This is a genomic window from Methanoregula sp., assembly GCF_052325125.1.
Lineage (GTDB): Archaea > Halobacteriota > Methanomicrobia > Methanomicrobiales > Methanospirillaceae > Methanoregula.
This window is the reverse complement of record NZ_JBKQWO010000012.1, coordinates 62,025-76,346: the sequence shown is the minus strand read 5'-3', so window position 1 is coordinate 76,346 and position 14,322 is coordinate 62,025. Positions and strand designations below refer to the sequence as shown.

Below are 14,322 nucleotides of genomic sequence, written 5' to 3'. Positions count from 1 at the left end.
ACGTTCTCGGCAATATCCTCAGAATATTCACCCGCCCTGCGGATGCTCTCGGCGATATAACTGATAGAAATCGCGGCAACGGTCTCCTGCTTGAACGCCATGTTGCTGATATCCCCGCAGATGTGTTCCAGCGCCGCGATCGACTCGATGGTCTTGTGGGCTTCCCTGATATCGGCATTGAAAAACGAGATGATACTTTTGTCAAAGATCTGCATGGACAGGACGCTTGCTTTCTTTAACGCAGTCATGATCTTCGGGTCGAGATCGGCATCCATGATCGGCCGGGAATTCTCGGCCAGCCGTACGGCATGGTCGCCGATCCGCTCGATGATCCGGCTGATGAGGTGATAATACATCGCCATGCCGGTCGAGACCTCCATCTTCCGGGACAGGGAGGGGTTCTGCATGATCATGTTGGTCTGGCGTGCGATCAGCCAGTTGAGGCGATCCGAGTCCATGTCCCGGTTGATCACATCGGTGGCGAGGTCATGGTTGTGGGTTTCGAGCGCCGTTATGGCATCCTCGTGCATGTTCCTGACGATCACAAACATCCTTTTTATGGTGTTGTCAAACGGCATCTCCGCCGGGTTGAGAAGGTCTTTTATCGTGATGAGCGTATCGGTCTCCTCGACCACTTCCTGCCCGATGGTCATCTGGGTGTAGTCCCGCACGACCGTGCGGACGAACGGGGGAAACCGCTGTTTCGAACTGACCCGGATCGTAGTAAACCCGGTAATGTAGGTACCGATCAGGATCCTGAAGAGGAACGAGGGATCGGTGATGTGCCCGATATCGATCTCCTTGACCCGCTGGACCGGTTCGTCCGTGGTTTTTTTCGTGACAAGCAGCGTCCCGTCAGGCTGGGTGATCAGGCCGACGGGATCGTTCTTCCTGATCCGCATTTCCGTTATCCAGTCTTTGGGCAGCGTAACGACAAACGATGACCCCCCGGTCATCTGGACCCTGCGTATTTCCATCTTCTTTTCACCTCTTGACTAAAACAATATGATGAATATACATATCTCCAGTTGTTCTTTTTACATATATATATATGTATATTCTATGTCGAAAAACTGTATATTGATATGCGTTAATCACATGATCGAAATCAATAAAATAGCGGATAAGGGGGGGCAGATATGAAAAAAGAGCGCGTGATTTTTATCTGCTCTTTTAATTCGGTCAGGTCCCCCATTGCTGAAGGGGTTCTCCAACAGAAGGGGGGCGGACGGTATGCAGTTGTTTCTGCCGGTGTGGCACCAATCCGGGTAAACCCCTTCGCAGTCAGGGTCATGCAGGAATTGAAAATAGATATCTCAGACCACAAACCTGCATCATTGTACCAGTACCGGAACGAGAACTTCGATTATGCGATCACGCTCTGCGATAATGCCCGCTCTGTTGCAGAAGAGATGTTGCCGAACAGTGACCGGTTTTTTCACAGGAACTTTGTCACCCCCCCGGAAATTGGGAGAGCACGGGATGAAACCCTCGCGGATTTCCGGAAATTGCGGGATGAGATTGCATTGTGGCTTATTGAAATTTTTCCAGAAATTTCACCTGATCAGAATTTACCCTCACGGAAAGGTATAGCATGAATCGCGGTTCTATACTGCTCATCTCCGGGATGGGACAATCAAAAGGTACCTGAAATGAACCGGAGTGGGTACCGGAGACCGATATGACCTATACATCCTCGTCGAATATGATTAATCTGGATGGTCCGCTCATCCAGATATTTTTAGGATTCCTGCTGGCCATCATAGGGTGCGTTCTCATGATCGGTGCACCGGAATACTCGCAGGTATCATATCTCCTGTTCCTGGCTGCCGCTGTTCTTGTGGCACTCGCTATGATCTTCCTGGCAGGAGGGTGAAATTCCCGGGTTTTTCAATAGAGTCTTTGAAATAAATATATAAATTCGAAAACAAACTATGTTGTAAGTTTCTGCGGATTCAGTTAAGCATAAAGTACCCTGATGGCAGGTACTCGTCCAAAAATTACAGTTCCTTGGTGGAAAGAATGATCCGGTTGACGTCAAAATTAACGACAAACCCGATAAACCAGTGCGGGCTTATTGCCGGTGCTCTCGGCGGGGAATCAATTGTGCTCCTTGTTCTGGTCAATACTCTTCTTCTCAAAGCTTTTTCACAGGGGGGATTCACGCTAAGCGATCCAAAGGTACTGGCCTGGAACACCATCTACCCTTTTCTGATTATCGTTATCTTTGAAGGATGGGGGGTATTTGCCGCATGGCTGGGGAATTCCGGGTTGAAAAGCAGAACTGATGCATTACTTGCCGGATTTATTTCCGGCATTATGATCGGGATTCTTCTTGAGGTGATGTGGGTGGCGCAGATCATTAGCCTGATTGCACACCAGTTGGATCAGTATTCCAGTCTTTTTACAGGATATGGTAATACTCTCCTGACCATTGGCATTTTAATTATTTTTGTGGTACTGGGGGGAATACTTTCAGGATTTGGATCTTATATTTTCTATGTCTTCAACTCACCCTCGAACGAACGGGCAGCATCCTGAAATTGCATTCGTGGGAACTTTTAATCGATCAGATGTATGTGGGGGGGAGGTTAGGGTAATGCACTATATAGAAATTATTTTAAGTATATACTACAAGTACAAACTATGTGTTTATGCGTAAAGCCCTACCGGCACAACACAACCCGGTTATGTGACGAATCGGTCCCTTCAGGAAATGCCGAAACAGAAGACCCGAAACGATCGCCCGAAGAGCCCGATCATATGACGGATAATCTGGGTTTGACATATGTCGCTGTCAGAAATTGCGATCTCGAACGATTCAGTGCGAAGTGACGGGGGTTTGAGTCATTCATGCAATGCCAGATCGGGACGTTTGAGATATTATCCCGGCGAAATATCCTGATGGATACCCTTGAAGGCACTCTTTCCAAAGACCGTACTTTCATGGTGCCTGATCCTGAAGATCTCAGGGGACTTCGGGAATGGGTGACTGCAAAAAGGATCTGTGAAGCAACTCCTGATGGAGAATACGGGCGGATCTATTCCGCTCCATGGCGGGTCGGGTAACGAAGGTTTTGGCGTGAACACCTGCCGAAAGTGTTTCTTAAAAAAGCATCTGTGGGGGATTTGCCTTGTGCAAATCAATGAAACGCGTCAAGAAGATAACTCTTCTTGATACTCTATAATTTAAGTAGAATCTCTATAAATAAGTTTCGATAATCATGGTTGCTGAAACGGACAGTTTGGGGAATTTATTTGAGCAGTACAAGCGTTTCTGCTATACATTTGGCCGTTCTTTCGATCGCAACCCCAACCGCGATATCATCAAACTGATCTACCAGGCCGATCTCGAGATGACGCCGGGAATGTTTACGTCCCTGTGGATCGGAACAACCATTCTTGTCGGGTTTGTTATGGTCATTATTGCAGCAATCCTCTTCCTGCTTCCCCAGAGCCCCTTTTCGATACCAGACCCTGCCCCATTTATCCTGCTCTTTGCGCTGATCGGCTCCGCGGCGATCGCTATCGGGTTTCCCTTTTACCTGCAAAACCAGATCGAGAATAAAAAGCGGGATATCGATACCCAGATCCCGTACGCCCTTGCATTCATGTCGATTCTTGCCAGCTCCGGCGCGACACCGCTTGATATTATCAGGAGAATTTCACGGGAGGACTACGGGCAGATCTCCAATGAATTCCGCAAGGTGCTTTTCCGCGTGGATGTCCTTGGCGAAGATGTGGTTACCGCGATGAACGGGCTGGTACAGAACACGCCATCCGATATGTTCCGGGATATCTGTATCGATATGACCAACATTATCTACGGTGGTGGAGGACTGAAATCCTATCTTGAGACCAAGTCAAAAGAACTCATGGCGATCCGACGCCAGACTTACAAGGAGTTTGTGGAGTCGCTTGCCGTGTTTGGTGAAGGGTATCTCGGCGGGGTGGTCATGACGATCACCCTCGCCATTCTGGGTGTCGTGATCTCCGGCGCACTGGGTATCCAGCTGGGGCCCTTTTCAGCGCATGATATGTTCAACTATCTGATCTACCTGCTGATTCCGCTCATCAACGTGGTCTTCCTCCAGATGCTGGCCGTGAAATATTCCACAACTCCCTGATCTGCTATGAAAACGCCTGCAAAGGACTCCCCGGTCCATAAAAAGATAGACGAATTTAACGAGATAATCGAGAGGATCCGGATCAGGTACAACCCGCCACGGGAACTTTTCACGATTGCCCTTCCGGTAGCAGTAGCACTGCTGGTCGTCCTGACCGCATTCCTGATGGGATATACCCTGCACACGACAGAAAAGCAGCAGGCTTCTACTACCAGTGATAAGGAGAAGGCACTGCAGGCTTACCTGGCACAGATGAACACCGATAATGGTAATACTACCGGAGGAGTCGCCCCTGTAACGCCATCGACCCCGGCCACCCCGGCCATGGGGCTTGACGAGATAATGGTATTTGCCCTGATAATCGCCATCCTCCCGTACGCCATCGATATCACGCTCCAGAAAAGGGGCGTCCGCAAAAAAGAAGAGCTCTATACCGAATTCCTCTTCAAGCTCTCGGAACTGATGCGGGGTGGTCTCGATCCGATCAAGGCGGTAAAGGAGCTCTCCAAGACCGATCTTGGCGTTCTCACCCCCCATATCCGTATTGCATCGACATCTATGACCTTTGGGAAATCCTTTGAAGAATCGATGAAGGCAATGGCAAAATCACTCCATTCGGAGCTGATCACCCGGTACACCATGCTCGTTGTCCAGGCCTCTTATTCAGGGGGATCGGTTGCCGATCTGATTCTCAAGGCATCCGAAGACATGCGGAGCATCATTTCCATCGAGCGGGAGAAAGAGGGAAACCTGCACCAGTACGTGATGATCTTTTATTTTGCCCAGGCGATCATCATATTCATCGTCTATATCCTGACCACGAGCCTGCTCCCGTTCGTGCAGCAACTCAGTATCTCAAACATGTTTGGCAAAACCGATATCGGGGACATCGATTTTGCCCGCGGGTTCTTCCACATGATCATCCTCAACTCCATATTCGGGGGTCTCATTATCGGAAAGATCAGCGAGGGCGAGGCACGGTACGGGCTCAAGCACGTGGTGGTGCTTGTGGCAGTAGGATATATTGCATGTGCATTGTTCATCCTTCCTCCGCCGGCAGCACAGACCGGGCCAAAGGTCAATATAACGGTTATCTCAGGGGATCAGCAGGAGGGAATTGTATCGCTGCCGCTCGTCAATTCAATCGTTTTCCAGCTTACGGACACAACAGGCAATCCTGTGAATAGCACTTCCGTTACATTCAGCATAATGCCGGGAGGGTCGGTGAATCCGGCATCGGATACGTCGGATAAGAATGGGCAGGTAATGACGAAGGTGATCCTTGGTGCTGATCCGGGAACGTACTTCATCACCGCAACAGCAAACGGGGCAACAGGTAGAGCAACGGTGATTGCAAAATCAGGAGGAGGTTAACTGAATGGTAAAGAAGGTTCAGGGGATTATATCCCTAGTTGTTTGTATTCTCGCATTCGTAAGTATTTCAGGATGCACTGCATCCCTGCCAGCTTCAGTGATGAACAAAACGGTCGTGGCTTATTCCGACCCTGAAACCGGTATCCAGGAATGGGTGGATGCAGTAAACAATAAGGATATCGTAAGGCTGTATGATCTTGAGCCAAACGAGATCAAGCAGGAAGTTTCTTTCGGGCAATTCGTAACAGTCAACAAAGATAACGCATTTCTCAGTCAAAATGCCACCCTGACGGGTTACGAGATCCTGAATGAAACCAGTAATGCCACTGCAGTAAACATCAGGGTAATGGTGTATTGGCACGGACCCGTTTCTCCCAATTCTACACAAATGCAGACTGTTCCTGTGTTTTACAATTTTGAAGAATCGTTTGAAAATGGGGAATGGAAAGTCTGGACAATTCCATGGTAATAATTATGACGGAACCAGAAAAAAGAGTTAGAAAACCGGGGAGAATTAATCACGCACCCTGCACAAAATGATGACAGCTGGGACAGACCCAGCCAACCGGTATCATCTCCCCATTTTTTGTCGTAGAGAATGTCTGGATCATAGGGGTATTGCACGGGCAGACCGGCCTGGTTGTGGCTGCCTGCTGTTCCATAAAAAAATCGAGTTTGCGTTTCTTATAAAGAGCGCTCTCGATGCCGGCGAAAAGTTCCTGGGTATTGATCGGTTTGACCAGGTAACCGTCAGCTTCGGCCATGACGGCATGCCTGATGGTCTCATCGTCGCTGTACGCGGTCAGGAAAATAATTGGCGTTCCATATAATCCCTTGATCTTTTTCGCGGCCTCGACTCCATCAGTCTCTCCCTGCAGGTGAATATCCATAAGTATGACGTCAGGATACAGTTCCCCTGACATTGCTATTGCTTCTTCGCCGCTCATGGCAATTCCGACGACCGAGTACCCAATCCGTTTGAGTGTTTCCTCCAGTACCATGGCAACAAGCCCTTCATCTTCCACGAGAAGGATTCGTTTTTCAGCGGGGTTTGTGAGGGGTTTTATCATAATCTCGCAGGTAGTGTTTTTGTTTGTGACTATATTTAGTTGTCTTTAATATAGTGTAAAATTACAATATATGTATTAAAGGGATCTCCATGCCTGTTCAGCCACCTGAATACGACTCCTGGAAGGGGACGGATAACCCATTTGTCCGGATCCCCGGGGACCCCGGGATCATACGCCTGTTGATCCTTATCGTTGCCGTCGCCACACTTGCTGTCGCTGTATTCAGCCTGACCCATGGAATTATGGATCTCTACCAGTACCTTTTCCTTCTGCCAATTGTCATGACGGCATATTTCTTCCCCCGGTATGGTATTGTCGCATCCATCGCCATGGGTCTTTCCCTGGTTCTTCTCAATGTCCTCTTTGTCGGTGAGAACCTGCACGTACTCTCCCTGGCGTGCTTCACCATGGGCGTATTTATTGGGATTGGAGGAATTATCACGATGTTATCGGAGAATATATCCGGGCTGAAAAAGCGATACCAGGATATCTTTGCAATGTCGGAGGCAGGGATTGTCATCTTTGACCGTGATACCGGGCATATCGCCGAGGCAAATCCTGGTTTCCTTGCCCCGCTGGGCTATGAATATGAGGTATCGAGCCTGCCTTCATTCTGCGATCTTTTCGAGACAACGGAGCAGTGCCGCGATCTTTCTGACGAAGTGAATGCCGGCGGGGGGGCCGCTCACAGAAAATGCACGCTCCTTACTGCGTCAGGTATGCCGCGCCAGTTCCAGATATCCGCACGCAAATTTTTCGGTCCCTTCATTCTCTGTACCCTCATGGATATTACCGGGCGCAAACAGTACGAGGATACCCTCCGGCAGTCGCTGACAGAAAAAGAAATCCTGCTTAAGGAGGTGCATCACCGGGTCAAGAACAACATGCAGGTCATCATGAGCCTTCTGGAGCTGAATGCGCTCAGGGCTGCAAACGAGTACGAACGCTCCCAGTATGCCGAAATGCAGGGACGGGTGATGACAATGGCGCTGATCCACGAGAAACTGTACCAGTCCCAGGTCTCCGGTCTCATTGGCGCGGAAGACTATTTCTCCGATCTTTTAAAAAATGTTGTTTCCGCCTCGGTGAACCAGGGGACGACCTGTTCTGTGCAGGCACCGGGAATCGTTCTCGACATCGACAAGGCTATTCCCTGCGGGCTTATCATCAATGAGCTTGCGACAAATTCGCTGAAGTACGCATTCAAAGAGCCGACCGGGTCAGAGATTCATCTTACCCTTGCGGCGGGTAGTGACGGTATCTGCGTACTGGATTTTTTCGATAATGGCAGGGGCATTCCAGTGTCATATGATTTTTCCAAATCAGAGACCCTCGGTATAAGACTGACGCATATGCTGGTACGGCAGCTCAAAGGAACGATCACGTTTACGAATCACGATGGGACGCATTATTGTATACGGTTTCCTCTGAGCCCGCATGAATGTAAAGTAAGCCAATCTCCTGCACAGGTTATTGAGCAGACCACCATTTCCAAATGGGGGGTAATCGTCTCGGAATAATTCCGGTCAGGGTATCACACATAACAGACATTTTCCTGAAATAAATGGTTGTCACGGTGTATTGCTAAATATTACAATAGAGACTATAGAAGAAAATATGATATGATTACGACATAAACTCATATTAGGTTCATCGATGAAAGTCCGCACGCGTTCCCGGTTGATTCTTGGGGCAATGACCTTTGTTTTTTTGATAGTCTTAAGTTTCATCACCCAGTTCGTTATCCTCGATTCGTTCCGGACGATTGAAAAACAGGAGATGACGGCAAACGTCGAGCGGGTCATTGCAAACCTCAACGATCAGGAACAGGTCGTTGCGGCCAACTGCAAGGACCTCGCCAGCCAGGATGGGACCTATGCTTTTGCGGGAGAGTTCAACGGGTTCAATAGGTTCAATGTATCCGGGACTTCCTGCACGCTCAACCAGCCGCTCCTGCTCAGTACCCTTGGTATTGACTACCTTCTCGTTTACAACACATCGGGGAAACTGGTCTTTTCTGAAGAAACAAGCGTAAATAATGGAGGTTCGGGCATCAGTGTGGGGCAGCTGGATACGATAATCGGTAACAGCATTATCCCTGCAGGAGTACCCGGCGGGGTCTCGGGACGACGGGGGATGTCATTTGTTAACGGGGTACCTGTCATTCTTGCCGGATACTCGATCCGGGGGAGCAACCAGTCAGATCCTTCGCAGGGTACCCTTGTGCTGGTACGCATCCTCACCGGCCAGAGGATTGACGATATGAACGGCGCCCTCCAGATCCCGGACATATCGATCCAGCCATTTTCACCGACTGGCAATACCGGCGTCCTGAGCGACGGGGATATACAGAAAATGAAAAAAGGCGGGATCCTCAGCCAGCCGGTCAATGACAGCCAGATCGAGGGTACGGCAGTGATTACCGGGATCGAGGACAAGCCGACATTCCTGAGGGTCGATGTCATGACTGAACGCCCTGTGTACATGCAGGTCCAATCATCGATCCTGATCGTTGCGGCAGCCATTATTGCACTGAGTGCCTTGTTTATTATCACTGTCCAGTTGTTATTACAGCGTTTCGTCCTCGGGCCGCTCAGTACTCTTGATAACGATATAAAAATTATCAGCCGGTCGGACGATCTTTCCCGGCGCATGCCGGAGAAAGGGGACGAGGAGATCACCTCGCTTGCCCGGGCCCTGAACCATATGCTCTCCGAGCTTGAGGAAAGACGTGGTGAACTGTCTGTTGCCCGCAGCGAACTCGCACAGCGTAACCGGGATCTTGAGGAGCTTAACCGGAAGGCGAACCTGTATCTGGATATCTACCTGGACGTGATAACCTACGAGATACTCAATGCGATTATGGGCCTGCGGGGGTATGCCGAGTATCTTGAAGATACCGCAGGTGAGAATGAAAAACGTTTTCTCAAAAAGATCAGCGCGCTTGCGCAAAAGAGCAGCAACGTGATCCGTAATATCGAGACGATCAGCCGGATTTACAAGATGCAGCCTGGTGTCGTTAACGTCGATCTCTCGGATATCCTGAAAAAAGAGATCGCCGCCAAGCCAAAAATGAATATCGCTCTCGAGGGATGCAACCGTAATGTCCTCGCCAACGATATGCTCGGCGTCGTTTTCGATAATATTTTTTCGAACAGCCTCAAGTTTGGGGGATCCGGTGTTCTCATTGAGGTCGCCGCCCGGGATGCAGGTGAGAGGATGCTTGAGATATCGGTTACCGATAACGGGCCGGGAATTCCCGATTCCATGAAATCACAGGTTTTTGACCGGTTCGCACAGGATTCTAAAACGCGGAGCAGCTATGGCCTGGGTCTTCACATTGTCAAGATGCTGGTGGAAGGATATGGCGGCCGGGTATGGGCTGACGATCGCGTGCCGGGAGAGCCGGCATCCGGCGCTGCGATCCGCTTCACGCTCCATCTGGCGGAATAACCGGGGCTGTTCCGGTAACTATCATTATATTTTCCCGCTGATTCATAATAAAAAAAATTCCTGTAATCCCTGTAATACCCTCCTTTAACTATGAGCGTGGCGTGTGCTTTTTCGATCCCGTTTATAAACCGGTTTCTCCACCATCTTGGATAAAAAGAGACCCGACTTATCAATGGTTTTTCAAGAACGAGCTGAGTTATTTTTCCGGTCCCGGCAGCACAGCTGTGCCAGGAAAAGATGTGTTGTCAGCCGTGCCGTTCACGGGTATCGATCAGGAACCCTTCATCGGTGACCGTGAAGGGCAGCATCTTTTCAATAAGTCGTGCCCCCTGCATCTTGGGGATATTGAGATACCTTTTGATTTTGTCTCCTTCGGCAACGGTCGTGATCTGGATGACCCCGTCTGCCATCGCCCGCAGCAACATTTCATGCTGCTGCGGGAGAATTTCCCGGTCTACGAGCAGGAGAAAAATCCTGCCGGTTTTTGCCGCAGCAATAAGACGGGAAACAGCATCACGGAACCCCACAAGGGAAATATCGATGAAATAGAATGAAAACTGGTCCACGATCGCCAGGTCCCCTTTACTATGGAGGGTAAGCAGATCAAGAAGCGCGTCCGGGTCCATCCTGTGCATCTCTTCGATGTGAAAACCAGTTTCCGGTAAAATCCTGAGATGGGTCATCTGGCTGCGGATATCCACTGCATCCCGGGGCGTGACGTAGCATACGTCTTTTCCGGCAGATGCAGTTTCTGCGGCAATGTACTGTGCATAGATCGATTTAACCAGCCCTGTATTTTCCTCGATCAGGATTACGCTCTTTTCCGGAAGATCCTCACTGCCCTGTACTGACGCCATTATGTATCGTTTGCATTTCTCATCTCATAAGTTCTTTGAGCCTGATTTTTGGGATTCTGAAAAATCTGTACGGGAAATCTCCGTAAAAGGGAGATGTCTGAAGATCCTTGGTAGTTTCTGGAGAATATACCATAATTGCCCTTTAAAACGGTTTGTTTTTTGCAACAAGTATATATAGTAAAAATGGCTTAAATTAGGAATATCCCCCACAGAGATCCGCTTACAAGAGGAGAGTCTCCGGGATGCGACCATCATGCAGATCATCCCAGTCCTGTTCAGGCGCATCTATGATACGCCGGCATACGTTGCCCTCATTCCCTCATTGGCAGTGATACTGGATTATTCCCTCACGTTTTTTCTGGCAGAAAATACCGGAATGATCCTCCAGTGGGAGGCAAGTCCTCTCGTACGGTTTGCCGTTGCCCATAATATTATAGCAGTCTATCTGGTTGCCATTGTTTTATTCTATTATGGTGCAGCCTATGCAGTCCTTCGTATTCTCAGGCCCACCCGGTATTACCAGTACGGCGTTGTCCTGGTACTTCTTGTGAGTGTTACCCATGTGCTGGGCGGGATGTCATGGCAATTCAGGAATGCGTGGTACTCGGATGGCATCTTCACCCTCTCAGTTTTATCCATTATTATTGCCGTCTGTCTGTTTGGATACGCTTTCATCCGGCAGGAACATTTGTCCACGTAAACTCAGCTCTCAATAGTCTCTATAGTAATCAGAGTCGAATATATTTAGATTTCAAAAAGAATATATCATACCCCGGCCATATTACTGGATCGAGCAGGTAGTGCGGGCTTTGAGCAGGGGAGACCCGTACTGAATGGAAATGAGACTACCCGTGAGCAGAACACAAACAGACCCAGGAAAATGCAGATGTAGTATGGGAATTATTCCCGCTGCTGCCTGTCTCATGCTTCTTACCCTAGGAAGCGTATCGATGTATGGGAGTTATGACGTTCTCCCGGTCATTGCAACCATCCTTATCTTTTGCATCCTTTCTCTGGCGATCATGATCGCCGTCCCCAAACGGGCGGGATCGTGACGCACTCTTCCAAAACTATACCTCTCTTTTTAGACAAAATCATCCTGCACCCGGGTTTCTTATCGGTTCAACTGAATGCCGTCTCTGTAGAACCGAGCCTGTACGGATGGGGTAATTCCCACTACGCCCCATGAACGGTTTCTGACGATAATCCTGTCATCTTACAAAACTCTCTAAATATATACTATACAATTCCAAATCTTAATAACTATAGAGATTATACATAATTACCAGAGGCCGGGCAGCCCTGAGATTCACTTCCTGCCAGGAACGTCCGGGGTTTTTGGGGCCATGAACGCATTTATCTTAAAATTCTGTATCCTTATCGGGGCGATGCTTACGACGACTGCCTTTGTCGGTGCCGATATTCATACCTCTTCCTCATCTGCCGCCGGGACTACGGGCGGGCTGGATGCGCAATCGATCTTTGCCTTTGGATCGCAGGTATTCTACAAGGAGGTCGCACAGCCGGGAAACGAGTATGTACAGGCAGGAGTGAGCGGGTATTCCCATGATCTTGTTACCACGAATGCAGAAGATCAGACCTATGCCACCGCGTGGCAGGCCGGGGTATCGACGTTTCTTTCGGGGTATACAAAAAGTACGGGGGCACTGGTGGACCTCGCAACGGTTCCCAGCTTAAAAACGAACGCGGAAAAAATGGCCGTGTGCGATGAGTTTTCAACCGGGGAAGAGGAGATCAACCAGTCGGAATCGTATTTTCTTGCCGCTAAGGCAAGTGCCTCGCCCGCAACTGCGTCCGGTTTTACGATCGCCATGGTCCTTGAGCGGGTTGACGAGATTCTTGCAAGTTCGGATGCTGCCGACCAGTCCTGTATGAAAGCCGTACTTGCCGATCACAATCACAATCCCGGCGAATTTTCCCGGAATCTCAAAGACACCGAAAACGCCGTGCAGGAGATGCGGCGGATCTATCCTGAGCTCCAGGTACTGAGCAGTGATTTCACATAAAAAACGAGAGCCGCGTATGAGAGGGGTAATCCAGATGACGGTAAATTCACCTATCCGAACAGGAAAAATTCTTCCCCGCCATGGGGTGAAGCGCGTATGAAAGTGCCGGACATAAAAGAACTGCTTATTGATGACAGCCCGGTAAGTGATGACGATTTCAGGCGGCAGAACCTGGTAAATGTAATCGGCTCGATCATTTTCATGATTGCCGGCCCGCTTTTCATATACCAGGGGTTCTATCTTCTCACGTGGCCGTATACGGTCAAGTGGGGTGCCCTCGCCATCGCACTCGGGTTCTTTGTACTGTTCTTTGGATTCAGTCTCTGGCAGGACCGGCAGGTGCAGGTCCTGCGGAGGATGTACGTCCGGGATGTAGCAGAGATCAGGCAGATCCTCGGGGAACTCCGGGATGAACGAAAAGAGCAGAAAAAATGAACATGGCTGCGTGTTCTCACTCCGGGAAATTGTCGGGTGGGACCTCCGGCCGTTGTGGTCTGCCGGACATTAGTTTTCCCGGGTTCTGCCAAGGAGGACGACCGGGATGGGTAGTATGACGCTCGCGCTTCTCTCGTGGAACGTGAACGGGCTGCGTACGTGTTACGACCGGAAATATTTTCTGCCGGTGTTCCGGCACAACCCGGGGATCGTCTGCGTACAGGAAACAAAAGCTCCGGCGGAAAAACTCCCGGAAAAGGTCAGGGACCTGTGTGGCTACCATACGTATTTTTCTGCGGTCCGGCCGGGGAGCATCGCAGGGGTCGGGCTCTTTTCCCGGCAGGAACCGTTGTCCGTAAAATTTGGTTTTGGCGATCCCCAGTTTGATAGTGCAGGGCGCGTCCTTATTGCAGATTACGGCACGTTTCTCCTGCTCAACATCTATTTCCCGCTCGGGATCAAACCGATGGGAAACCTCGACAACAAGCTGCGGTTCTACGATGCATTCCTTTCCTACATCAGGCAGGTGCCGGCAAACCTGCCGGTGATCGTCTGCGGCGATTTCAACGTGGCGCACACCGATAAGGATCTCTACAATCCTCCCAAAAAGCCGGTCCAGCAAATTGGCATTTCCCCGGACGAGCGGGGGAAGATCGACTGCCTTATCCAGCTCGGTTTTACCGATACATTCCGGATGTTTCACCGGGAATCCGGTCATTATACCCGGTGGCCGTTCCAGCACGATGCAAGGAAAAAGAACTATGGGTGGCGTCTCGATTATTTCTTTGTGAATGAGCCGGTACGACCGTACGTACTGGACGCAGCGATCATGCCGCAATATATGGGATCGGACCATTGCCCGGTCATGCTGGAAATCAACCTGCCGGAGAAGGATGCATCTTATCCGGTAACAAAGGCATCATGAGCACCGAGTGCCAGATATTCCCGTCATTGCCTTGCAATCCGCGATCGAAAAACC

The 14,322-nt window shown here is 49.8% G+C and carries 18 protein-coding genes; 15 read left to right on the top strand and 3 right to left on the bottom strand.

Translation table 11 applies throughout. From position 1 onward, the window contains the following. A partial coding sequence (locus ACLQMU_RS03215) for a PhoU domain-containing protein (RefSeq protein WP_424038984.1) occupies positions 1 to 977 on the bottom strand: 977 nt, incomplete at its 3' end. Between the two features lie 162 nt (positions 978 to 1,139). On the opposite strand from ACLQMU_RS03215, the gene ACLQMU_RS03210 reads away from it, so the two are divergent. From ACLQMU_RS03210 to ACLQMU_RS03175, 8 genes are all read left to right on the top strand, one after another. Next, the gene (locus ACLQMU_RS03210) at positions 1,140 to 1,598 is read left to right on the top strand and encodes an arsenate reductase ArsC (RefSeq protein WP_422149757.1); all 459 of its coding nucleotides are present in this window, start codon (positions 1,140 to 1,142) and stop codon (positions 1,596 to 1,598) included. Between the two features lie 83 nt (positions 1,599 to 1,681). After that, positions 1,682 to 1,876 (top strand): hypothetical protein, encoded by a 195-nt coding sequence (locus ACLQMU_RS03205; RefSeq protein WP_422149758.1) that lies wholly within the window; start codon positions 1,682 to 1,684, stop codon positions 1,874 to 1,876. Between the two features lie 230 nt (positions 1,877 to 2,106). Further along, positions 2,107 to 2,541, top strand: coding sequence for a hypothetical protein (locus ACLQMU_RS03200; protein WP_422149759.1), 435 nt, complete (start codon positions 2,107 to 2,109; stop codon positions 2,539 to 2,541). Between the two features lie 105 nt (positions 2,542 to 2,646). Next, positions 2,647 to 2,835, top strand: coding sequence for a hypothetical protein (locus tag ACLQMU_RS03195; RefSeq protein ID WP_443673539.1), 189 nt, complete (start codon positions 2,647 to 2,649; stop codon positions 2,833 to 2,835). Positions 2,836 to 2,853: 18 nt separating this feature from the next. Beyond that, on the top strand, positions 2,854 to 3,069 hold the full coding sequence (locus ACLQMU_RS03190) for a hypothetical protein (protein WP_422149760.1): 216 nt from the start codon (positions 2,854 to 2,856) through the stop codon (positions 3,067 to 3,069). Between the two features lie 155 nt (positions 3,070 to 3,224). Further along, complete coding sequence (locus tag ACLQMU_RS03185) at positions 3,225 to 4,127, top strand: type II secretion system F family protein (protein WP_422149761.1); 903 nt, start codon at positions 3,225 to 3,227, stop codon at positions 4,125 to 4,127. Positions 4,128 to 4,133: 6 nt separating this feature from the next. Continuing rightward, the gene (locus tag ACLQMU_RS03180; protein ID WP_422149762.1) at positions 4,134 to 5,501 is read left to right on the top strand and encodes a type II secretion system F family protein; all 1,368 of its coding nucleotides are present in this window, start codon (positions 4,134 to 4,136) and stop codon (positions 5,499 to 5,501) included. 4 nt (positions 5,502 to 5,505) lie between these two features. Continuing rightward, positions 5,506 to 5,970: a hypothetical protein gene (locus tag ACLQMU_RS03175; RefSeq protein WP_422149763.1), complete on the top strand. Its 465-nt coding sequence runs from the start codon at positions 5,506 to 5,508 to the stop codon at positions 5,968 to 5,970. Between the two features lie 49 nt (positions 5,971 to 6,019). On the opposite strand, the gene ACLQMU_RS03170 is transcribed toward ACLQMU_RS03175, so the two are convergent. Next, complete coding sequence (locus ACLQMU_RS03170) at positions 6,020 to 6,571, bottom strand: response regulator (RefSeq protein ID WP_422149764.1); 552 nt, start codon at positions 6,569 to 6,571, stop codon at positions 6,020 to 6,022. Positions 6,572 to 6,660: 89 nt separating this feature from the next. Here ACLQMU_RS03170 and ACLQMU_RS03165 point away from each other — a divergent pair, with 89 nt between their 5' ends. Then, the gene (locus ACLQMU_RS03165) at positions 6,661 to 8,091 is read left to right on the top strand and encodes a sensor histidine kinase (RefSeq protein WP_422149765.1); all 1,431 of its coding nucleotides are present in this window, start codon (positions 6,661 to 6,663) and stop codon (positions 8,089 to 8,091) included. Positions 8,092 to 8,227: 136 nt separating this feature from the next. Then, complete coding sequence (locus ACLQMU_RS03160) at positions 8,228 to 10,024, top strand: sensor histidine kinase (RefSeq protein ID WP_422149766.1); 1,797 nt, start codon at positions 8,228 to 8,230, stop codon at positions 10,022 to 10,024. Positions 10,025 to 10,269: 245 nt separating this feature from the next. Here the strand turns inward: ACLQMU_RS03160 and ACLQMU_RS03155 are convergent, their stop codons facing one another. Next, positions 10,270 to 10,881, bottom strand: coding sequence for an RAD55 family ATPase (locus tag ACLQMU_RS03155; protein ID WP_422149767.1), 612 nt, complete (start codon positions 10,879 to 10,881; stop codon positions 10,270 to 10,272). Between the two features lie 253 nt (positions 10,882 to 11,134). Here ACLQMU_RS03155 and ACLQMU_RS03150 point away from each other — a divergent pair, with 253 nt between their 5' ends. From ACLQMU_RS03150 to ACLQMU_RS03130, 5 genes are all read left to right on the top strand, one after another. Further along, positions 11,135 to 11,581 carry a hypothetical protein gene (locus ACLQMU_RS03150; protein WP_422149768.1) on the top strand — a complete coding sequence of 149 codons (447 nt, stop codon included), beginning with the start codon at positions 11,135 to 11,137 and terminating at the stop codon, positions 11,579 to 11,581. A 193-nt stretch (positions 11,582 to 11,774) separates the two neighbouring features. Further along, a complete protein-coding gene (locus ACLQMU_RS03145) occupies positions 11,775 to 11,936 on the top strand; it encodes a hypothetical protein (protein ID WP_422149769.1) in 162 nt (53 codons plus the stop codon). Positions 11,937 to 12,227: 291 nt separating this feature from the next. Next, the gene (locus tag ACLQMU_RS03140) at positions 12,228 to 12,908 is read left to right on the top strand and encodes a hypothetical protein (protein WP_422149770.1); all 681 of its coding nucleotides are present in this window, start codon (positions 12,228 to 12,230) and stop codon (positions 12,906 to 12,908) included. A 96-nt stretch (positions 12,909 to 13,004) separates the two neighbouring features. Further along, positions 13,005 to 13,343, top strand: a complete 339-nt coding sequence (locus ACLQMU_RS03135; RefSeq protein WP_424040717.1) for a hypothetical protein — start codon at positions 13,005 to 13,007, stop codon at positions 13,341 to 13,343. Positions 13,344 to 13,458: 115 nt separating this feature from the next. Further along, entirely contained in the window at positions 13,459 to 14,268 is an 810-nt protein-coding gene (locus ACLQMU_RS03130) for an exodeoxyribonuclease III (protein ID WP_424040715.1), read from the top strand. The last annotated feature ends 54 nt before the right edge of the window (positions 14,269 to 14,322 follow it).